This window comes from Bacillus sp. EKM501B (assembly GCF_011800505.1).
Taxonomy (GTDB): domain Bacteria; phylum Bacillota; class Bacilli; order Bacillales; family Bacillaceae_G; genus Bacillus_A; species Bacillus_A cereus.
This window is the reverse complement of sequence record NZ_JAALFZ010000002.1, coordinates 162,162-183,360: the sequence shown is the minus strand read 5'-3', so window position 1 is coordinate 183,360 and position 21,199 is coordinate 162,162. Positions and strand designations below refer to the sequence as shown.

Genomic DNA, 21,199 nt, shown 5'->3' with positions numbered 1-21,199 from the left:
TAATAATGAAATGAATCAGGGGGCTGAATTCCGTGGCATTTGAATTTAAACTACCAGATATCGGTGAAGGTATCCACGAAGGTGAAATCGTAAAATGGTTTATTAAACCAGGCGATGAAGTAAACGAAGACGATGTACTTCTTGAAGTACAAAATGATAAAGCAGTAGTAGAAATCCCTTCTCCTGTTAAAGGTAAAGTACTTGAAGTACTTGTAGAAGAAGGAACAGTTGCAATCGTAGGAGATACATTAATTAAATTTGATGCTCCTGGATACGAAAACCTTAAATTTAAAGGTGACGATCATGATGAAGCTCCAAAAGCTGAAGAAGCAGCAGTAGAAGCTCCAGCAGCGGAAGCTACTCCAGCAGCAACTGCAGAAGTAGTAAATGAGCGCGTAATTGCTATGCCATCTGTTCGTAAATACGCTCGTGAAAAAGGTGTAGACATTCATAAAGTAGCTGGTACTGGTAAGAATGGCCGTATCGTAAAAGCTGACATCGATGCATTTGCAAATGGTGGACAAACTGTAGCAGCAACTGAGGCTCCAGCAGCAGTAGAAGCTACTCCAGCAGCAGCGAAAGAAGAAGCACCAAAAGCACAACCAATCCCAGCTGGTGAATATCCAGAAACTCGTGAGAAAATGAGTGGTATCCGTAAAGCGATTGCGAAAGCAATGGTTAACTCTAAACACACAGCTCCTCACGTAACATTAATGGACGAAGTAGATGTAACAGAACTTGTTGCTCACCGTAAGAAGTTCAAAGCAGTAGCAGCTGACAAAGGTATTAAATTAACTTACCTTCCGTACGTTGTTAAAGCTTTAACATCTGCATTACGTGAATACCCAATGTTAAACACTTCTTTAGACGATGCATCTCAAGAAGTAGTTCATAAACATTACTTCAACATCGGTATCGCAGCTGATACAGACAAAGGTCTATTAGTACCAGTTGTTAAAGATACAGATCGTAAGTCTATCTTCACAATCTCTAACGAGATCAATGATCTTGCTGGTAAAGCACGTGAAGGTCGTCTAGCTCCAGCTGAAATGAAAGGTGCTTCTTGCACAATTACAAACATTGGTTCTGCAGGTGGACAATGGTTCACTCCAGTTATCAACCACCCAGAAGTAGCAATCCTTGGTATCGGCCGTATCGCTGAAAAACCAGTTGTGAAAAACGGTGAGATCGTTGCAGCTCCAGTATTAGCATTATCTCTAAGCTTTGACCATCGTTTAATTGACGGTGCAACTGCTCAAAAAGCGTTAAACCAAATTAAACGTCTATTGAATGACCCACAATTATTAGTAATGGAGGCGTAATAACAATGGTAGTAGGAGATTTCCCAATTGAATTAGATACAGTCGTTGTTGGTGCAGGTCCTGGTGGATACGTTGCGGCAATTCGTGCAGCACAATTAGGTCAAAAGGTAGCAATCATTGAAAAAGCTAACCTTGGTGGCGTATGCTTAAACGTTGGATGTATTCCTTCAAAAGCGTTAATCAATGCAGGTCATCGTTATGAGAATGCAATGCATTCTGATGACATGGGTATTACTGCAGAAAACGTAAAAGTTGACTTTACAAAAGTTCAAGAATGGAAAAACGGCGTAGTTAAGAAATTAACTGGCGGTGTTGAAGGCCTTCTTAAAGGTAACAAAGTTGAAATCATTCGCGGTGAAGCTTACTTCGTAGATGCTAATACATTACGCGTTATGACTGAAGATGCAGCTCAAACTTATACGTTTAAAAATGCTGTTCTTGCAACTGGTTCTACACCAATCGAAATTCCAGGATTCAAATACTCTAAACGTGTTATCAACTCTACAGGTGCTTTAAGCTTACCTGAAATTCCTAAAAAACTTGTTGTAATCGGCGGCGGTTACATCGGTATGGAATTAGGTACTGCATATGCTAACTTCGGTACAGAAGTTACTGTAGTAGAAGCTGGCGACGAAATCTTAGCTGGTTTCGAAAAAGCTATGAGCTCTGTTGTTAAACGTGCTCTACAGAAAAAAGGTAACGTAAATATCCATACAAAAGCTATGGCTAAAGGCGTTGAAGAAACAGAAACTGGCGTAAAAGTTAGCTTTGAAGTTAAAGGTGAAATCCAAACTGTAGAAGCAGATTACGTATTAGTAACTGTAGGTCGTCGTCCAAACACTCAAGAAATCGGTCTTGAGCAAGTTGGAGTTAAAATGACTGACCGCGGCATCATCGAAATCGATGAGCAATGTCGTACAAATGTACCAAACATCTATGCAATCGGTGATATCGTTCCTGGACCACCATTAGCTCACAAAGCTTCTTACGAAGGTAAAGTAGCTGTAGAAGCAATTAGTGGCCATGCATCAGCTATCGATTACATCGGAATTCCTGCAGTATGCTTCACTGATCCAGAACTAGCATCTGTTGGTTACACTAAAAAACAAGCTGAAGAAGCTGGAATGACTGTAACTGTATCTAAGTTCCCATTCGCTGCTAACGGTCGTGCATTATCATTAAACAGCACTGACGGTTTCCTACAACTTGTAACACGTAAAGAAGATGGTCTTCTTGTAGGTGCTCAAGTTGCAGGTGCAGGTGCTTCTGATATTATTTCTGAGATTGGTTTAGCTATCGAAGCTGGAATGACAGCTGAAGATATCGCTCAAACAATCCATGCTCACCCAACATTAGGTGAAATCACAATGGAAGCAGCTGAAGTTGCTCTTGGAATGCCAATTCACATTGTAAAATAATTTAAGTAATGTAAATAGCCCTTCTCTTATTGTAAGAGAGGGGCTATTTTTATTTTCATCAAATGACTTGCAAGGTCTTTAAACGTACTTGTCGAATGAATATATAATACTTTAACAAATGATTCAGGCTTAACTTACTTCGAAGGTAATATATATCATCCTATAATATGTAATTGATTCAAACTTACCCCCATATATTAATAAAATAGAGCATGTCAAAGGAGAAGGTTCCATGAAAATATTACATGTTATATTTTATCATTTACTACTATGGAGTGGCTTTTCCACTGTATTAACATTATCGAATGGTGATAAGTTTCATTATAAAGTTATTCTTTTTTTCGTATTTCTATATTTAGCCTATGTAATAGCATATTTTGTATTGCACGTAAGAAAGCAAGCTTTATTTCTTACATGTTCGAATTGTATATTATTTTTAATCATATTATCTATTTTTTAAATTAGCGTTTATAAAAATACATTGTTCTTCCATTAAATAATTGTAACTCTCCTTCTAATTTCTTCGCTAAAAAACGGCAAAATTCATTTGCTTTCCCTTTGTCACCAAATGTTGCATTAGGTGGTAAAGAAACTTGGATGAAAGATTGTTCATTTTCTATACCAACACCAATATAAATTGAGTCATACCGGTCGTGAGTGGATTGAAGTTTTAATGTTGTTGTAGATGTATCTAAAATTTCATAAGGAAAAGCGGTATTTGTATACGTGTAATTAATTTGGGCACCAGTTTTAGAAGTAACTGTTTTATAATAATGAAAAAGTTGTTTTATATCATCTATTGAAACTGATTGTTGGTTGGATTTCGGTACAAGCGTAATAAAGGCGTGTTGCATATAAGTTCCCCCTAGCTTAGTAGAATACTATCATTCTACATCCTACTGAATTTTTTGACAATTAAAAGGAGTATTACATGTTTTGTTTAATATACTATTAATGAAACGTGATGTAGAAAGGTGGAAACCAATGTTTGAAAAATTGTATGATGAGCATGAAAGTGTGAAGGTACGATTTTTAGGGTTTATGACACATGATACACGTTATGATTTTGGTGTTATTTATACAAATATGTTTTTTGGAAAGCCGCTCATTGTTTGTATGCAAACAGGAAGGTCTACTTTACTCGGACGAGATGATGTAGAGAATGTTCAATATATACAGGAGATTTTTAAATTAGGATCAGAAGAGGAAGCAAAGGAGTTAGCTCAGTTTTTCAAATTTCTAGTTCCGTCAACTTCTTTACATGCGGAATATGAAGAATAATTAATGTGAAACAGTCGTACTTATAAATATGGCTGTTTTTTTATTTTAATATCGCATACTAATTTAAATTAAAAATATTTAATGTGTTATACTAAAAACCTATTGACGTAAAAAGTATAACATATTAAAATGAAGACAGAAAGTTAAGCGGTTACAAAAAGTTTTTGGGATTATAAACTTAGGGGGAAATGAAAAATGGGAACAATCGTATGTCAAGATTGTGAAGGTACAATTGCACACTTCGAAGATGAGAAAGTAACGGTACTTTACGGGAAATGTGGATCTTGCGGATGTGATCACACAGAGCATACAAAAGCCCAATAATTGATAGGAAATGGACAGCTAAAAGTTTTTAGGACCATAAACTTAGGGGGAAATGAAAATGGGAACAATCGTATGCCAAGTATGTGAAGGAACAATCGGACATTTTGAAGATGAGAAAACGACGGTACTTTACGGAAAATGTGGAACAAATTGTGACTGTGCTAGAAAAGATAATGCGAAAGCTTAATGATAAATAAATAGATTACTATTAAAACTCAGGGGGAAATGAAAATGGGAACAATCGTATGCCAAGTATGTGAAGGAACAATTGGACATTTTGAAGATGAAAAATCAACAGTACTATACGGGAAATGTGGATCTCATTGCGAATGTGACCATAAAGAACATACAAAAGCTTAATAATAAGAAAAAGCGCCTACATGTGTAGGCGCTTTTTTAATAAATTGTAGTTGTATGACCAACTGTTGCAACGATTGCATCATCTCTAATTGGAATAAAGCTTATGGATGTATGTGGTGTACTAGAAGAAGCATATTGGCTCATTATACGGCTATCGATACGGGTAATAGTATCAGTCAAGAAAGCTGAAATAAAAGCGTAAGGGACTCTTCGTTCATTTAATGAATAAATAATTTCTTCTTTTGTTTTTACACCCACGCCATGTCCGTAAAAAAAGAAATTTCCTAAATAGATTGTGTTTTCTCCTTGCCACTCAATCGTAGCTGGATTCACTTGTGGGTTTTTAAAGTAAACGAGGTCACCTGGAACAAGATCGCCACCGTTTTTTGTTATGAGCCTTAGATCTTGATCGTAGTCCCATGTATAAAGTAAAAGATTTGCAAATAGACGATTGAAAGTTTCTTCCTCATACAATGATAGTAAAGCTTTATAAAAAATAATGATCATAGCGGTTGCGCATTCAGTTCCATATAGTTTTCCATTTTTAAAAATATCTTGTATGGCAATAGAAGATGGTATGTTTGGAAGAAGCTCGAATCCTCCAAGGGATGTTCTTTTCCAATACTGGGGGTTGCAAAAGGATTGTTGAAATGTGCGAAACTGAAATCCACTTTGAAAAAGCTCTAGTGCAGAGATAATAATATTAACTCGTAAATTGAGATCAAAGCTGAGTTCATCAGCTGTTCGGAAGGAATAAACTTCTTGATTTCCTGCCATTATTGATAAAATTTGTTGTTTCTCTGCTGCAAATGGCTCATATTCATTTGTAATATAAGGATGTACAATAGAACGGCCTATTACAATCATAATAGTATCCCCACCTATACGTTACATTCTTAAGTATCGTATGAAGAAAAGGAAAAAAGGTGAAAAAAAAGCCTATCAACTGATAGGCTTGTACTCTTTAATAACACGTAATGTTTGTAATGTCATATCTTCAGGACCTTGTACAGGTAAACCTGCTTCTAAGTTTTTCCGAATATACTCTAAGTTTTCTTGTGTAATAATTTCCCCCGGAGTAAAGATTGGAATCCCTGGCGGATAAACCATAACAAAATCAGCTATAATACGACCCGCTGCATTTTCAAATGGGATGACTTCTGTTTCCGAATAAAAAGCATCTCGAGGAGAAAGTGCTAGCACTGGAATTTCTGGAATCTCTACTTGTACTTGAACACCTTTATCTGCCCTATTTCTAAATGTTGCTGCTAAATCGTGTAAAGCTGCAATAAGTGTATTTGTATCACTTTCTGTATCTCCCAAAGTGATAAGACATAGTATGTTGTATAGATCTGAGAGTTCTACTTCAATGTTATATTGCTCTCTAAGCCATACTTCAGCTTGGTGGCCGGTAATACCTAAATCTTTTACAGATACAATTATCTTTGTAGGATCATAGTTAAAGGTAGCATCTGTACCTAACATTTCTTTTCCAGGACAGTAAAGATGCTCAATAGAATTTATAGCATCACGAACATGCTCAGCTAATTGTATTGTTTGTTCTATGAGTGCTGTTCCTTCTGTAGCAAGACGTTTTCTCGCAACATCAAGGGATGCTAACAAGATGTAAGAAGTTGATGTAGTTGTAAGCATACTAATAATAGATTGGACATGCTTTACATTCACTAAGCCTTCTTTCACATTAAGAATAGAACTTTGAGTTAAAGAGCCTCCTAATTTGTGAACACTTGTTGCTGCCATATCCGCACCAGCTTGCATCGCTGACATAGGTAATTCATCGTGAAAATGAATATGAACACCATGAGCCTCGTCGACTAGTACAGGGATGTCATAAGAATGTGCTAATTGTACAATCTGTTCTAAGTCTGCAGCAAACCCAAAGTACGTTGGGTTAATAACAAGTAAGCCCTTTGCATCTGAGTGCTCTTCAAGTGCTTTTTTGACAGATTGAATTGTGATTCCATGAGAAATACCGAGCTTCGGATCGATTTCAGGATGCATGAAAATCGGTTTTGCACCTGAGAAAATAATAGCTGACATTACTGATTTATGCACGTTTCGTGGTACTAGGATTTTGTCACCAGGACCGCAAACGCTCATCACCATTGTCATAATAGCGCCACTTGTACCTTGAATAGAAAAGAAAGTATGATCTGCACCGAATGCAGCGGCTGCTAAATCCTGTGCTTCTTTAATCATACCTTTTGGATGATGTAAATCATCGAGTGGCGCAATATTAATTAAATCAATTGCTAATGCATTATGCCCAATAAATTCGCGAAATGTAGGATCCATGCCCTGTCCTTTTTTATGACCAGGAATATGGAATTGAATTGGATTTCGCTTACTGTGCTCAACTAAAGCGGTAAACAATGGTGTTTCGTATTGGGACAATCTATACACCCCTTCTTCTTCATAATATTTAGTGTAATTTGTTTTATATAATCCTGCTCTAAAAAAGTGTAGCCTTTTTTAGAATAAGGCTTGTTTTTCTGCCATTCAAAAAATCGTTTTTGAGATGGTAGCTTCACTTTATTTTCTATAAAACAAAAGCATTATATCACCAATAATTATAGATGTATAGAAAAAAATGTTTTTAAGGTGAGTATGTTTAATAGTTAGCCTCAACTAATGAATAGAGGAAGACAATTCCATTAAAATGAATAAATAGTGTATAATGCAGAGTGGCTATAATGAAGAATAAAATATTCTCTTTAAGATAGCATAATGAAACAAGAAGAAATGATAAATGAGGTGCGAAATGGAATATCAATATCCGTTAGATTATGATTGGTCAAATGAGGAAATGGTTACAATTGTTAAGTTTTATGAAGCGATTGAGAAAGCTTATGAAAAAGGGATTATAAGAGAAGAGTTAATGGGTTTATATCGTCGTTTTAAAGAGATTGTTCCATCGAAAGCAGAAGAAAAGAAAATTGATAAAGAATTTCAAGAAGTAAGTGGATACTCTATATATCGTGCTATTCAAAGGGCAAAAGAAGTCGAAGAACAAAAGCTCGTAAAAATGTAAAAAATATTTTGAAAAATAAAAACTGAAGTGATATAATGTGATAACAACTAAAAACGGACAATATAAATTGTCCGTTTTCTACTATCGATTACACAGTGCATATAAAGGAAGGAGTGATTGCATCGTAGATTCAATCTTAGCAAGGAATTGTTCGTTGGTCATTGCTGAAAACTCCTCTGGTGATATATGAATACCAACTAATAATTCTGCTTTTTTTACAGTAGCTAATCGTTCAATCATCTTTTGTAAGTCTTCGGTTTCAAGTGTTTTATGTAATTTCACACTTGGTTTAGTATGGTCAATGGACCAAACGAAGTCATTTGGAATATTTGTTTTTAAATCATTTAAATGTTCTAAGAAGGCATGAGCCGTCTCAACTTTTTGTGGACACTCATAGATTAAACCAAAGTATATGAAGGCATGAGTACCCCATAAGCCGATTTGGAAATGCGGTAGCATTTTATATCCTCGTTTATTTGTTGAAAAAGCAACCCAAGTATCGTTTGGTGGATTGACTTTGCGGCGTGCGTGTTTTGCAACATGATAAAAAAAGTTCTCATCAGTTTGTTTGGATAAGTATTCTGCAAATTGTTCCCCTAAAGCTTCTAGCTTAGGATGAATGTTCGTTTTAATTGCACTCATTCGTTCTTCGAGACCATCAACTGTAAAGACATCAAAATCAGTTGACTTGAATGTTTGTATTGTCATGATTGTTCCTCCAACTCCTATTTTGCTTTTATTTTAGCATAGCTTGTACTATTCATAAAAAAAACAGCACAAAAAAATTTAAATAAAAAAATATAATTTTGTTGCATAGATGATTTATCCAACATAGTATAGTATAAAACAAAAAATCAGAAAATTGAATTAATTCTAGTCCGAGGGCAGACGAATATTGGGAGGAGGCAAATAATATGAGACAGGTGATTAATGCGTTAAAGAGAACAGATGCTGAAAAGAGAATACCGGTGCTACGTTTGGAGCTAGATTATGAATTAGCAACTTTATATGATGCGATGATGGAAGATGACAAACAGAAAAAAGAAGAGTGTGTACAAAAGTTAGAAGTGTTAAGACTTGAAATGATTCGTTTAGAAGCGTAATAATAGTATATGTATAAAAAATTAGTTGGTGCGAACCTTATAAAGGGTTCGTTTTTTCTGTGAACAGTATAGATCGGAGTGTTTAAACATGCAAGAAGTATGGAAAGACATTGATGCACACGCCAAACGGTGGATTCGGGATGCAGGAGAGCATTTAATGGCATCAATGAAAAAAGCACTTATTATAGAAACAAAATCAAATGCAGCTGACTTAGTTACAAATATGGACCGAGAGATAGAACAGTTTTTAATTGGGAAAATTAAAGAAACATTCCCGAATCATAATATTTTAGGAGAAGAGGGTTATGGAGACGAGATAACGTCTTCTGACGGGGTTGTTTGGTTAATTGATCCAATTGACGGCACGATGAACTTTGTTCATCAAAAAAGAAATTTTGCGATTTCAATTGGGATTTATGAGAACGGTATCGGAAAGATTGGACTTATATATGATCCAGTGCATGATGAACTATATCATGCAGTCAAGGGATATGGAGCTTTTTGTAATGATATATCAATTCCTCCACTGAAAAAAGGAACTGTAGAGCAAGGTATTGTAGCTTTAAATGCGATATGGCTTACAGATAATCCATTGCTTAATATGGAAAGTATGATGGCACTTGTTAAGAAAGCAAGAGGCACAAGATCATATGGCTGTGCAGCGTTAGAGATGGTATACGTTGCAACAGGAAGAATAGATGCATATGTAACGCCGAGATTATCACCATGGGATTTTGGCGGAGGAAAGATAATTGTAGAAGAAGTTGGAGGTAAGGTGACGACATTCTCTGGAGCGCCACTTTCTATCATAGAGAAGAGCAGTGTGTTAGTTGCAAAACCAGGAGTGTATGAAGAAGTGTTATCGTTTATATGAGAGCAACAAAAAAAGTAAGAGGCTGTGTATAAGCTTCTTACTTTTTAGCGTTATTGTGATTTGCGCATTTTTCTTTTTGTTACAAAACCGTATCCAACTGTAACAAATGTGCCGATAATGCAAATAATAATACCGATTGGACTATTTTCAGCAATCATAATGCCGATACCGATTAAGAAAATAACACCGATAATTGCAGTTAATAAAAAGCGATATTGAATGTGTTCCATTTCTTCACCCTCCAATCTCATTTTACTTTCACAAAAGTAAGAATACAACTATATTTTCATTCTTGCTTTTATTTTAATTGCTATTGTATCCCCTTCGCTCTTATAATAGAGAAGGATTAAAAAGACATTAGGAGTTGGACATGTTGAAAAAACGACAAGATTTACGTAATATAGCAATTATTGCCCACGTTGACCATGGTAAAACAACACTTGTTGACCAGTTATTACGTCAAGCGGGGACTTTCCGTGCGAACGAACACGTTGAAGAACGCGCAATGGATTCAAATGATCTAGAAAGAGAACGCGGTATTACAATTTTAGCGAAAAATACAGCGATTCACTATGAAGATAAAAGAATTAACATTTTAGATACACCTGGTCACGCTGACTTCGGTGGAGAAGTAGAACGTATCATGAAAATGGTTGATGGTGTTTTACTTGTTGTTGATGCATATGAAGGTTGTATGCCACAAACACGATTTGTTTTAAAGAAAGCTCTTGAGCAAAACTTAACTCCAATCGTAGTTGTAAACAAAATTGACCGTGACTTCGCTCGTCCAGATGAAGTAGTTGATGAAGTAATCGACTTATTCATTGAGCTTGGTGCAAACGAAGATCAATTAGAGTTCCCAGTTGTATTTGCATCAGCAATGAACGGAACAGCAAGCTTAGATTCAAACCCAGCAAATCAAGAAGAGAATATGAAATCATTATTCGATACAATTATCGAACATATTCCAGCACCAATTGATAACAGCGAAGAGCCACTTCAATTCCAAGTAGCACTTCTTGATTACAACGACTACGTTGGACGTATTGGAGTTGGTCGCGTATTCCGCGGTACAATGAAGGTTGGACAACAAGTTGCTTTAATGAAAGTAGACGGAAGCGTGAAGCAATTCCGCGTAACGAAATTATTCGGTTACATGGGATTAAAACGTCAAGAAATTGAAGAAGCAAAAGCAGGGGACTTAGTAGCCGTTTCTGGTATGGAAGACATTAACGTAGGTGAAACAGTATGTCCAGTTGAACATCAAGATGCGTTACCATTATTACGTATTGATGAGCCAACACTACAAATGACGTTCCTTGTAAATAACAGCCCATTTGCAGGTCGTGAAGGTAAATACATTACATCTCGTAAAATTGAAGAGCGTCTTCGTTCACAATTAGAAACAGATGTAAGTTTACGTGTAGATAATACAGATTCTCCTGATGCGTGGATCGTATCTGGACGTGGGGAACTACATTTATCTATCTTAATTGAAAACATGCGTCGTGAAGGTTATGAATTACAAGTATCTAAGCCAGAAGTAATCATTAAAGAAGTTGATGGCGTAAGATGTGAGCCTGTAGAGCGTGTACAAATCGATGTACCTGAAGAATACACTGGTTCTATTATGGAATCTATGGGTGCACGTAAAGGTGAAATGTTAGATATGGTGAATAACGGAAACGGTCAAGTTCGCCTTACTTTCATGGTTCCAGCACGTGGTTTAATTGGTTACACAACAGAATTCTTAACATTAACTCGTGGTTACGGTATTTTAAACCATACATTCGATTGCTACCAACCAGTACACGCTGGACAAGTTGGTGGACGTCGTCAAGGTGTTCTAGTTTCACTTGAAACAGGAAAAGCATCACAATACGGTATTATGCAAGTTGAAGACCGTGGTGTAATCTTCGTTGAACCAGGTACAGAAGTATATGCTGGTATGATTGTAGGAGAACACACTCGTGAGAACGACTTAACAGTTAACGTTGTGAAAATGAAACAACAAACTAACATTCGTTCTGCGACGAAAGATCAAACTTCAACAATGAAGAAACCACGCCTAATGACTTTAGAAGAATCATTAGAGTACTTAAACGATGACGAGTTCTGTGAAGTAACTCCAGAATCAATTCGTCTACGTAAAAAGATTCTTGATAAGAGTGAGCGCGAAAGAGCTGCTAAGAAAAAGAAATCTGTCGAAGCGTAAAAATAAAAAAACAACGCCCTTTATAAAGGGTGTTGTTTTTTTATTTTGTTTATTTTTTAGAATATTTACTCATTTTTGTGGACAGTATTTTTTTGGCGAGTTACTCTTGTATTAAGTGTATAAAGAAAATTGCATTTTACTGCTAGGGGGGAAGAGTGTGTTAGAAAGGATGTCTTTTTTTGCAAAATTGTGTAAGGTAGATGAAAATCCAGAGTTAGGAATGTGGTTACTTTATGGGACGATTATTATATTAAGTGCTCTCGTTTATAATTTAGGGTTTGCTAGAAAGTTGTCTGTACTAAAAAATATTGTGATATACATATCATTAGCAATTGGATGCACAGTATTAACCTTTTTTGCTGTGTTTTTACCTGTTGGAGAAGGACTTGTTGTAGCGGCAATTGTACTTGGAATTTATAGATTGCGTTTGCGTCAAGCGAAACAACAAAAAGCAGGATAAGGAAGGGGAGTTTTCATGCGTTCAGTACAAGATGCACTATATAATTGGTTAACAATTAAAACAGTTGCGGAAGCACACCCAGATGATAGTGCTGCAAAAGAAACATATTTGTTATTTCAAAATATGATATATGAAGAACATAAATTAAGAAATGTGGAAGTCGAAAAGAACGAGGAAATGTATTTAATTACATATGAAATGAATGGAGAACGGAAATCTGCAAGGTTTCCGTTAGAAGCCATTGATTGTTTTTTGGATCAGATGAATCGTGAACCAGAAAAATATAAATAAGTCCTTATCTATATGAGTAAGGACTTATTTACATTTTACCAATCATCTTCGATTTTTTTATCACGATATAATCGGAAATTACCACTTGCATGACGTTCCATTGTACGCTCTGCAATTCGTTCCGAACATTCCATGCACATATATGTATGAATAGGGCGATTACGCAGTTTTTTTGCCATAGGATTTTCATCATCTAACATATCTTTTTTATCACAAATCATACATTTGACTCTCATTTCGTCACCTCAATACGAATTCTATCAGTATAAGTATATCATGGAAGTATAATGTTTTTGAATAATAGTGGGAAAAAATAATATTTTCGCAATTCAAAAAATAAGTTATGATAAGGATATACCAAGTATGTTTGGAGGTGAAAATATGGCGAATGTAGTAGAGCCTACCTTAACAGAGGATTTAGTACAAACGTTGCGTAAAGAGTGTATTGTTATGATAGCAACGACAGATTTCGAAAAGCAAGTTCCTAACGTAAGTGCTATTTCTTGGGTGTATGCAGTGAGTAAAACTAGTATTCGATTTGCAGTAGATCAACGTTCACGTATTGTGGAAAATATACGGCATAATACAGGTGTGGTATTGACTATAATGGCGAATGAATCCGTATTTTCTATAAGTGGTGCAGGTGAAATTTTGACAGATAGAATGGAAGGTATTTCTCTAAAATTAACTGTAATAGAAGTAAATGTGCAAGAAGTGCGTGATGTTATGTTTTATGGAGCGAAACTTGCAATTGAACCAACATATGAAAAAACATATGATCTTCGGGCAGCGAAAAAGCTGGATAATGAAGTGTTAGTAGGGATAAGAGAATTATAAAGATGCTAAATAGGAAATTCGTTTATTCACTTTTGTAATCGGTTATTGTGATTTAACGTTAATAATTATAATAAAAAGTAATATATTGAATAGAAATGAATAAAGAATAAATAAAAGGTTTAATGACTATGATTTTCGATTCTACCTCGTTTACACGGTACATATAATTATAACAATGGTTCGTCCATATTGTATGGATGAAACCCTTGTTCTACAAATTTAAAAGTGGAGTCAGGGGGTAACAGGTTGGATAAAATTTATGTGTTAGATACGAATGTACTTTTGCAGGATCCTTTATCTATTTTTTCATTTGAAACCAATGAAGTAGTGATTCCAGCAGTTGTATTAGAAGAGGTTGATTCGAAAAAACGTTATATGGATGAAGTAGGACGAAACGCTCGTTATGTATCTAAGTTAATAGATAAATTTCGTGAAATAGGAAAGCTGCATGAAAGTATCCCGTTAGAAAACGGCGGAACATTTCGTATTGAATTGAACCATCGTTCATTCGTGCAACTACAAGATATTTTTGTAGAAAAAACAAATGATAATCGAATTTTAGCTGTAGCAAAAAATCTATCTTTAGAAGAACAGGAAAAAGAGGACGGGAAGTCTGTTATTTTAGTAAGTAAAGATGTACTCGTAAGGGTAAAAGCTGATGCAATTGGTTTGAAGGCTGAAGATTATTTAAGTGATCGCGTAATTGAAGTAGAAAATATATATTCTGGCTTTTTAGAAGGATATATATCAAAAGAACAATTGGATTATTTTTATGAGAAAGGTGAATTGCCTCTATCTGAAATTGCGAATCATCCTTTTTACCCAAATCAGTTTGTAGTGATGAAAGATGCATTAGGGGGCTCTAGTTCTGCTCTTGGCATTGTGGATCACTTAGGTAAGAAGGTAAAGAAACTTATTTTTCACAATGAACAAGTGTGGGGGATACGACCACGAAATGTGCAGCAAATTATGGGATTAGAATTGTTGCTTCGTGAAGATATTCCGCTTGTAACGTTAACGGGGAAAGCCGGCACAGGAAAAACGTTACTTGCGTTAGCTTCGGGACTTATGCAAACAGAAGATTTAGGGTTATATAAAAAATTACTTGTGGCAAGACCAATTGTTCCAGTCGGAAAAGATATCGGTTATTTACCAGGAGAAAAAGAAGAAAAGTTAAGACCATGGATGCAGCCAATTTTTGATAACCTAGAGTATTTATTTAATACGAAAAAGCCAGGAGAGTTAGATGCTATTTTAGCTGGAATGGGTTCGATTGAAGTAGAAGCCCTTACTTATATACGCGGGAGAAGTATTCCAGATCAGTTCATTATCATTGACGAAGCACAAAATTTAACAAAGCATGAAGTGAAAACGATATTAACTAGGGTAGGGGAAAAGAGTAAGATTGTATTGATGGGAGATCCTCAGCAAATTGATCACCCATATTTAGATGAATATAATAATGGCTTAACATATGTTGTAGAGAAGTTTAAAGAACAGCGTATTAGTGGTCATGTGAAGTTTGTTAAAGGGGAGCGATCTAATTTAGCTCAACTAGCAGCAGATTTATTGTAAAAAGGAGTGAGCTTAAGCTCACTCCTTTTCTTTAAATAATTGTAAATTTACGGATGTTACGGATTGGATTTTGTTGATTAGATCCATCATTGAAATAGAGATGAACAGGTCCGTCTTCTTTTAATGGCTTTCCTTCTTTTGAAAAACCTAGTATAGCATTTTTGACAGTTTCTAATGGAAGTGTCATTGTATGATCTACCGTTTCAATTTCAACTTGCGTAGCGTCCTCTAAAATTTCAGCGTTAGCAAGGAATGGATGGAAGGGTATACCAAATGTTCCAGTAATTAGCTGTTCTTTTTTATATTTCTTTACACTTTGTTGTATCGGTGGGAAGGCAGCACCATCACGAATTTCACGATCCCAATGTTCTGAAGTGTTTTTTAAATAAGTTTCTAGTTCAGACGTGTTTTCTCTAGTTTCATCAAAGTAAGTTGTCAAATCTACTTTTCGATCATCAAAGATCCAAACAGTTGGATCAATAGTGATTGGAAAACGTACTTTTCCGTTAATAAATAAAATTTCGCTCATTGTTGTTCCCCCATTTGTGTTATACTCCCACTTTTCAGTATAATAGCATTAGACACTGTTGTCACAAAAAATGTTTCTATTGCAATTTATTAAAACTATCGCTAATATTAATAGATAGGATAGAGGAGAGTAGGACGGAAACGGAGGGAATCAATTTGGCGTCTGAGACAGTAGCAAATCATCAGGAAAAGGCACTAGCCCTTCTACAAGCGGATGCAGAGAAGATTTTAAGACTTATTAAGGTGCAAATGGACCATCTTACAATGCCGCAATGTCCATTATATGAAGAAGTGTTAGACACACAAATGTTTGGACTATCCCGCGAGGTCGATTTTGCGGTTCGCCTTGGTCTTATTGCAGAAGAACAAGGGAAAGCAATGTTAGGTGAGCTCGAACGTGAGTTATCTGCACTTCATGAAGCATTTACAAACAAACAACAATAACGGGTTCAAATAAGGGGGCTCAAACTAAATTAGTTTGAGCTTTTTATTTGTATAATAAAGCAGGAAGAATCAATGTACATATGGAATACAACAATAATTAAATTGAAACAGAAAGAGGAAATGAAATGAAAAAAGTATGGAAATCAATGGATTATTCATTGTTACTTCCTCTTGTTATTTTATGTGTGCTGGGGGTAATAATGGTATATAGTTCGAGTTCCATTGTTGCGATTTCGAGATTTGATAAACCAGCAAATTTCTTTTTTAAAAGACAATTAATTACTTTAGTTGTTGGGACAATGGTATTAATAATTATTGCTACTATCCCATATAAAGTTTGGAGAAAACGAATTTTTTTGTTGGGGAGTTACGGTGCTAGTGTTGCCTTATTAGCTGCAGCTGCCTTTTTCACTAAGTCAGTAAACGGTGCAAACGGGTGGATATTTGGAATACAGCCTGCAGAATTTGTTAAGATAACAGTTATTCTCGTCTTAGCTCATTTTTTTGCGAAAAGACAAGAAACGAATACACCTGTTTTCAAAGGGTCAGGTCCAGTACTTATTGGTGTTGGAATAATCATGTTTTTAATATTAAAGCAAAATGATTTAGGTACTGATTTGTTAATTGCAGGAACAGTAGGAATTATGTTTCTTTGTTCGGGAGTACAGGTTAACTTATGGATTAAACGAATTGCTTTAACTTCTATAGTATGGATTCCGGCACTATATCTTCTTGGTAATTATGCATTAAATCCATATCAAAAGGCACGTTTTTCTGTTTTCCTTGATCCGTTTAATGATCCTCAAAAGGATGGGTTTCAATTAGTGAATTCATTTATTGGAATCGCTTCTGGAGGGCTTAATGGTAGAGGATTAGGGAATAGTGTACAAAAATATGGTTATTTACCAGAACCGCAAACGGATTTTATAATGGCAATTATATCTGAAGAACTTGGTTTTATAGGTGTAGCTATCATTTTAATCTGTTTATTACTTATTATTATTCGGTCATTTAGAGTTGCGCAAAAGTGTACAGATCCATTTGGAAGTTTAATAGCTATCGGAATTGCAAGCTTGTTTGGAGTTCAAACGTTTATCAATGTCGGTGGTATGTCTGGAGTAATACCACTTACAGGAGTACCATTACCGTTTGTTAGTTACGGCGGAAGTTCTTTATTAGCTAATCTACTTGCAATGGGAATACTACTCAATATTGCTAGTCACGTGAAACGACAAGAGAAACAACAGAATGGTCTAATGAAAGAAAGAGAACAAAATGGACCACATCTTGTAGTTGTAAAATAAAAACACATTGTGCTTTAGAGCATGATGTGTTTTTTATTTTTAAGTAGTTTTAAATATGATGTACTAATTTCTCTTTCAGTTAAAAAGATATATCACATTAACTTAAATGTGATATACAATTAAGTTGTTAGAAAAGGAAGAGGTATGCTATACTATTTTTGTGAAACAAATTGCACAGAAAACTTATCATTTGTTAGAAAATAAGGTATGATGGATAAAAATAAAGTGAAGCTTTCTAAGTATAATATAATGTGGAAAGTGAAGAACTTCACGCTTTTTAAGGTGTGTATATATTTTATCTCTAGAGTGGTAGGAAAGTAGAGGGGGAAAATCATGACAAAGCTGCAACGTATTCAAAAAGTATTGGTAGCTAACCGTGGAGAGATTGCAATTCGTGTGTTTCGAGCTTGTTCGGAACTTGGATTAAAAACAGTTGCAATCTATTCTAAAGAGGATAGTGGTTCTTATCATCGCTATAAAGCCGATGAGTCCTATTTAGTTGGGGAAGGAAAAAAACCAATTGATGCTTATCTAGATATTGAAGGCATTATTGAGATTGCAAAAAGTAATCATGTAGATGCAATCCACCCTGGATATGGTTTCTTGTCAGAAAATATTCAATTCGCTAAACGTTGTGAAGAAGAAGGAATTATCTTTATCGGTCCGAAAAGTAAGCATTTAGATATGTTTGGAGATAAAGTGAAAGCAAGAACACAAGCGCAGCTAGCACAAATTCCAGTTATACCTGGTAGTGATGGTCCAGTAAATTCATTAGAAGAAGTCGAAAAATTTGCTGAAAAGTATGATTACCCGATTATTATTAAAGCATCCCTTGGGGGTGGCGGTCGTGGTATGCGTATTGTGCGTACTAGTGAGGAATTAGGAGAATCATATAATCGAGCGAAATCAGAAGCGAAAGCAGCTTTTGGTAATGATGAAGTTTACGTCGAAAAATTCGTTGAAAAACCTAAACATATAGAAGTACAAATTTTAGCAGATGAAGAAGGCAATGTTGTTCATTTATACGAGCGTGACTGTTCTGTACAACGTCGTCATCAAAAAGTTGTAGAAATTGCACCGAGTGTATCACTTTCAGATGATCTGCGTCAGCGTATTTGTGATGCTGCTGTGAAGTTAACGAAAAATGTAAACTATTTAAATGCAGGAACAGTAGAATTCCTTGTAAAAGATGATGAGTTTTACTTTATTGAAGTAAATCCACGTGTTCAAGTAGAACATACGATTACAGAAATGATTACGGGAGTAGATATTGTTCAATCACAAATTTTAATAGCGGATGGACATTCATTACATAGCAAAATGGTAGGTGTTCCGAAGCAAGAGGAAGTAGTTGTACATGGATTTGCAATTCAATCTCGTGTAACAACTGAAGATCCGCTAAATAATTTTATGCCGGATACAGGAAAAATTATGGCGTATCGATCAGGTGGTGGTTTTGGTGTGCGTCTTGATACAGGAAATAGCTTCCAAGGTGCAGTTATTACACCGTACTACGATTCTTTACTTGTAAAAGTTACAACTTGGGCACTTACTTTTGAGCAAGCTGCTGCAAAAATGGAACGTAACTTAAAAGAATTCCGTATTCGTGGTATTAAAACAAATATTCCATTCCTAGAGAATGTAGTAAAGCATAAAAACTTCTTATCAGGAGAATATGATACTTCATTTATCGATGCGTCACCTGAATTGTTCTTGTTCCCGAAACGTAAAGACCGTGGAACGAAAATGTTAAATTACATTGGTACAGTAACAGTAAATGGTTTCCCAGGAGTAGGGAAAAAAGAAAAACCAATATTCCCAGATGCTCGTATTCCATGTTTAAAACATTCAGAGCCAATCCAAAATGGAACGAAACAAATTTTGGACGAGCGTGGAGCGGACGGATTAGTAAAATGGGTACAGGATCAAAAACGTGTACTTTTAACGGATACAACATTCCGTGATGCACACCAGTCATTACTTGCAACTCGTATTCGTACAAAAGATTTACATCAAATTGCGGAGCCAACAGCGAGAATGTTACCGAACCTATTCTCAGCGGAAATGTGGGGCGGTGCAACGTTTGATGTTGCGTATCGTTTCTTAAAAGAAGATCCATGGGAACGATTACTAGATCTTCGTGAAAAAATGCCGAACGTGTTATTCCAAATGTTACTTCGTTCTTCAAACGCAGTTGGATACAAAAACTATCCAGATAATTTAATTCAAAAATTTGTGGAATGTTCTGCTCAAGCAGGCATTGATGTATTCCGTATTTTTGATAGTTTAAACTGGGTGGAAGGCATGAGAGTTGCAATTGATGCTGTACGAGATACTGGTAAAATTGCAGAAGCAACAATGTGCTACACAGGGGATATTCATGATCCACTGCGTAGTAAATATGATTTAAATTACTATAAAAATTTAGCAAAAGAGTTAGAAGCATCAGGAGCTCACATTTTAGGTATTAAAGATATGGCGGGCTTACTAAAACCAAATGCAGCATATGATTTAGTTTCTGCATTAAAAGAGACAGTGTCGATTCCAATTCATCTGCACACGCACGATACGAGTGGAAATGGTATATTAACGTATACGAAGGCAATTGAAGCAGGTGTTGATATCGTCGATGTAGCAGTGAGTTCTATGGCTGGTCAAACGTCACAACCAAGTGCGAACACGCTATACTATGCGTTAGGCGGAAACGAAAGACAACCAGATGTTAATATAGATTCTTTAGAAAAACTATCTCACTATTGGGAAGATGTACGCAAATACTATGCACCGTTTGAAAGTGGTATGAATGCGCCTCATACAGAGGTATATATGCATGAAATGCCGGGTGGGCAGTATAGTAATCTTCAGCAACAAGCGAAGGCGGTTGGTTTAGGAGATCGCTTCGATGAAGTGAAAGTAATGTACCGCCGTGTGAATGACATGTTTGGAGATATTGTAAAAGTAACACCATCATCAAAAGTTGTTGGTGATATGGCATTATTTATGGTTCAAAACCATCTGACAGAACAAGATGTTTTAGAGCGTGGACATGCGATGGACTTCCCAGGATCTGTTGTTGAAATGTTCTCTGGTGATTTAGGTCAACCGTACGGTGGTTTCCCGAAAGAATTACAAAAGATTATTTTAAAAGGGAAAGAGCCATTAACAGTAAGACCAGGTGAATTACTAGAGCCAGTAGATTTCGAAGCGTTAAAAGAAGAATTATTCCATAAACTTGGACGCGAAGTAACGATTTTTGATGTAGTGGCATATGCTTTATATCCAAAAGTATTTATGGATTATGAAAAAGTTGCTGAGCTTTATGGAAATGTATCTGTACTTGATACACCGACGTTCTTCTATGGTATGAGACTAGGTGAAGAAATTGATGTAGAAATTGAACAGGGTAAAACATTGATGGTTAAACTAGTATCAATTGGAGAACCTCAGCCGGATGGAAAACGCGTTCTTTACTTGGAATTTAACGGTCAACCACGTGAAATTATCGTGAAAGACGAGAGTGTAAAAGCAACAGTTGCACAACGTGTGAAAGGAAACCGTGAGAATCCAAATCATATTAGTGCAACGATGCCAGGAACGGTAATTAAAGTAGTTGTAAAAGAAGGCGACGAAGTGAAAAAAGGCGATTCTATGGCAATTACAGAAGCGATGAAAATGGAAACGACAGTTCAAGCGCCGTTCAATGGTAAAGTAAAGAAAGTATATGTTAACGATGGTGATGCGATTCAAACGGGTGATTTACTTATTGAATTAGATCACTAAAATAAGAAAAGAGCTGTGTAAATACAGCTCT

Annotated in this window: 25 protein-coding genes; 18 read left to right on the top strand and 7 right to left on the bottom strand. The window is 35.8% G+C overall.

Annotated features, from left to right (window positions below; genetic code table 11):
* Positions 1-32: 32 nt before the first annotated feature.
* The 3 genes from pdhC (at position 33) to HFD78_RS05600 (ending at position 3,200) form a co-directional block, all read left to right on the top strand.
* A complete protein-coding gene (gene pdhC, locus HFD78_RS05610) occupies positions 33-1,322 on the top strand; it encodes a pyruvate dehydrogenase complex dihydrolipoyllysine-residue acetyltransferase (protein ID WP_000863419.1) in 1,290 nt (429 codons plus the stop codon).
* A 5-nt stretch (positions 1,323-1,327) separates the two neighbouring features.
* The gene (gene lpdA, locus HFD78_RS05605; RefSeq protein ID WP_000260104.1) at positions 1,328-2,740 is read left to right on the top strand and encodes a dihydrolipoyl dehydrogenase; all 1,413 of its coding nucleotides are present in this window, start codon (positions 1,328-1,330) and stop codon (positions 2,738-2,740) included.
* 232 nt (positions 2,741-2,972) lie between these two features.
* Positions 2,973-3,200, top strand: a complete 228-nt coding sequence (locus HFD78_RS05600) for a hypothetical protein (RefSeq protein ID WP_000697469.1) — start codon at positions 2,973-2,975, stop codon at positions 3,198-3,200.
* 1 nt (position 3,201) lies between these two features.
* Here the strand turns inward: HFD78_RS05600 and HFD78_RS05595 are convergent, their stop codons facing one another.
* Entirely contained in the window at positions 3,202-3,594 is a 393-nt protein-coding gene (locus HFD78_RS05595) for a DUF1885 family protein (protein WP_001163302.1), read from the bottom strand.
* 130 nt (positions 3,595-3,724) lie between these two features.
* On the opposite strand from HFD78_RS05595, the gene HFD78_RS05590 reads away from it, so the two are divergent.
* From HFD78_RS05590 to HFD78_RS05575, 4 genes are all read left to right on the top strand, one after another.
* Entirely contained in the window at positions 3,725-4,021 is a 297-nt protein-coding gene (locus tag HFD78_RS05590; RefSeq protein ID WP_000462038.1) for a DUF3055 domain-containing protein, read from the top strand.
* 195 nt (positions 4,022-4,216) lie between these two features.
* Positions 4,217-4,345 carry a GapA-binding peptide SR1P gene (locus HFD78_RS05585; RefSeq protein WP_000536778.1) on the top strand — a complete coding sequence of 43 codons (129 nt, stop codon included), beginning with the start codon at positions 4,217-4,219 and terminating at the stop codon, positions 4,343-4,345.
* A gap of 58 nt (positions 4,346-4,403) precedes the next feature.
* The gene (locus HFD78_RS05580; RefSeq protein WP_000536803.1) at positions 4,404-4,532 is read left to right on the top strand and encodes a GapA-binding peptide SR1P; all 129 of its coding nucleotides are present in this window, start codon (positions 4,404-4,406) and stop codon (positions 4,530-4,532) included.
* Between the two features lie 44 nt (positions 4,533-4,576).
* Positions 4,577-4,705 carry a GapA-binding peptide SR1P gene (locus tag HFD78_RS05575; RefSeq protein ID WP_000536796.1) on the top strand — a complete coding sequence of 43 codons (129 nt, stop codon included), beginning with the start codon at positions 4,577-4,579 and terminating at the stop codon, positions 4,703-4,705.
* Positions 4,706-4,741: 36 nt separating this feature from the next.
* Here the strand turns inward: HFD78_RS05575 and HFD78_RS05570 are convergent, their stop codons facing one another.
* Together HFD78_RS05570 and speA are read right to left on the bottom strand one after the other, a co-directional pair.
* Entirely contained in the window at positions 4,742-5,572 is an 831-nt protein-coding gene (locus tag HFD78_RS05570; RefSeq protein ID WP_000635340.1) for a protein-glutamine gamma-glutamyltransferase, read from the bottom strand.
* Between the two features lie 75 nt (positions 5,573-5,647).
* Positions 5,648-7,120 (bottom strand): arginine decarboxylase, encoded by a 1,473-nt coding sequence (speA, locus tag HFD78_RS05565; RefSeq protein WP_000084898.1) that lies wholly within the window; start codon positions 7,118-7,120, stop codon positions 5,648-5,650.
* Positions 7,121-7,487: 367 nt separating this feature from the next.
* Here speA and HFD78_RS05560 point away from each other — a divergent pair, with 367 nt between their 5' ends.
* Entirely contained in the window at positions 7,488-7,757 is a 270-nt protein-coding gene (locus HFD78_RS05560) for a UPF0223 family protein (protein WP_000456552.1), read from the top strand.
* 81 nt (positions 7,758-7,838) lie between these two features.
* Here HFD78_RS05560 and HFD78_RS05555 read toward each other — a convergent pair whose 3' ends face one another.
* Positions 7,839-8,465 (bottom strand): YktB family protein, encoded by a 627-nt coding sequence (locus tag HFD78_RS05555; protein ID WP_000155317.1) that lies wholly within the window; start codon positions 8,463-8,465, stop codon positions 7,839-7,841.
* A 206-nt stretch (positions 8,466-8,671) separates the two neighbouring features.
* On the opposite strand from HFD78_RS05555, the gene HFD78_RS05550 reads away from it, so the two are divergent.
* Positions 8,672-8,860, top strand: coding sequence for a hypothetical protein (locus tag HFD78_RS05550; RefSeq protein ID WP_001250164.1), 189 nt, complete (start codon positions 8,672-8,674; stop codon positions 8,858-8,860).
* Between the two features lie 88 nt (positions 8,861-8,948).
* Positions 8,949-9,734: an inositol monophosphatase family protein gene (locus HFD78_RS05545; protein ID WP_001158704.1), complete on the top strand. Its 786-nt coding sequence runs from the start codon at positions 8,949-8,951 to the stop codon at positions 9,732-9,734.
* Between the two features lie 50 nt (positions 9,735-9,784).
* Here HFD78_RS05545 and HFD78_RS05540 read toward each other — a convergent pair whose 3' ends face one another.
* Complete coding sequence (locus HFD78_RS05540) at positions 9,785-9,964, bottom strand: DUF5325 family protein (protein WP_000400127.1); 180 nt, start codon at positions 9,962-9,964, stop codon at positions 9,785-9,787.
* 140 nt (positions 9,965-10,104) lie between these two features.
* Between HFD78_RS05540 and typA the strand changes: the two genes are divergently transcribed.
* The 3 genes from typA (at position 10,105) to HFD78_RS05525 (ending at position 12,700) form a co-directional block, all read left to right on the top strand.
* Positions 10,105-11,949, top strand: a complete 1,845-nt coding sequence (gene typA / locus HFD78_RS05535; RefSeq protein ID WP_000914762.1) for a translational GTPase TypA — start codon at positions 10,105-10,107, stop codon at positions 11,947-11,949.
* Positions 11,950-12,106: 157 nt separating this feature from the next.
* A complete protein-coding gene (locus HFD78_RS05530) occupies positions 12,107-12,409 on the top strand; it encodes a YlaH-like family protein (RefSeq protein WP_000893662.1) in 303 nt (100 codons plus the stop codon).
* A gap of 15 nt (positions 12,410-12,424) precedes the next feature.
* On the top strand, positions 12,425-12,700 hold the full coding sequence (locus tag HFD78_RS05525) for a hypothetical protein (RefSeq protein WP_097862772.1): 276 nt from the start codon (positions 12,425-12,427) through the stop codon (positions 12,698-12,700).
* A 35-nt stretch (positions 12,701-12,735) separates the two neighbouring features.
* Here the strand turns inward: HFD78_RS05525 and HFD78_RS05520 are convergent, their stop codons facing one another.
* Positions 12,736-12,936, bottom strand: a complete 201-nt coding sequence (locus tag HFD78_RS05520) for a YlaI family protein (protein ID WP_002082250.1) — start codon at positions 12,934-12,936, stop codon at positions 12,736-12,738.
* A 145-nt stretch (positions 12,937-13,081) separates the two neighbouring features.
* Between HFD78_RS05520 and HFD78_RS05515 the strand changes: the two genes are divergently transcribed.
* Together HFD78_RS05515 and HFD78_RS05510 are read left to right on the top strand one after the other, a co-directional pair.
* Positions 13,082-13,537, top strand: coding sequence for a pyridoxamine 5'-phosphate oxidase family protein (locus tag HFD78_RS05515; protein ID WP_000024597.1), 456 nt, complete (start codon positions 13,082-13,084; stop codon positions 13,535-13,537).
* Between the two features lie 246 nt (positions 13,538-13,783).
* The gene (locus HFD78_RS05510) at positions 13,784-15,112 is read left to right on the top strand and encodes a PhoH family protein (protein ID WP_000358083.1); all 1,329 of its coding nucleotides are present in this window, start codon (positions 13,784-13,786) and stop codon (positions 15,110-15,112) included.
* Positions 15,113-15,143: 31 nt separating this feature from the next.
* Here the strand turns inward: HFD78_RS05510 and HFD78_RS05505 are convergent, their stop codons facing one another.
* Complete coding sequence (locus HFD78_RS05505; protein WP_001289809.1) at positions 15,144-15,641, bottom strand: molybdopterin-binding protein; 498 nt, start codon at positions 15,639-15,641, stop codon at positions 15,144-15,146.
* A 155-nt stretch (positions 15,642-15,796) separates the two neighbouring features.
* Here HFD78_RS05505 and HFD78_RS05500 point away from each other — a divergent pair, with 155 nt between their 5' ends.
* From HFD78_RS05500 to pyc, 3 genes are all read left to right on the top strand, one after another.
* A complete protein-coding gene (locus HFD78_RS05500; protein ID WP_000135694.1) occupies positions 15,797-16,084 on the top strand; it encodes an Fpa/YlaN family protein in 288 nt (95 codons plus the stop codon).
* Positions 16,085-16,209: 125 nt separating this feature from the next.
* Positions 16,210-17,388, top strand: a complete 1,179-nt coding sequence (locus tag HFD78_RS05495) for an FtsW/RodA/SpoVE family cell cycle protein (RefSeq protein ID WP_000758406.1) — start codon at positions 16,210-16,212, stop codon at positions 17,386-17,388.
* Positions 17,389-17,721: 333 nt separating this feature from the next.
* Positions 17,722-21,168 carry a pyruvate carboxylase gene (gene pyc / locus HFD78_RS05490; protein WP_097862771.1) on the top strand — a complete coding sequence of 1,149 codons (3,447 nt, stop codon included), beginning with the start codon at positions 17,722-17,724 and terminating at the stop codon, positions 21,166-21,168.
* Positions 21,169-21,199 lie beyond the last annotated feature (31 nt).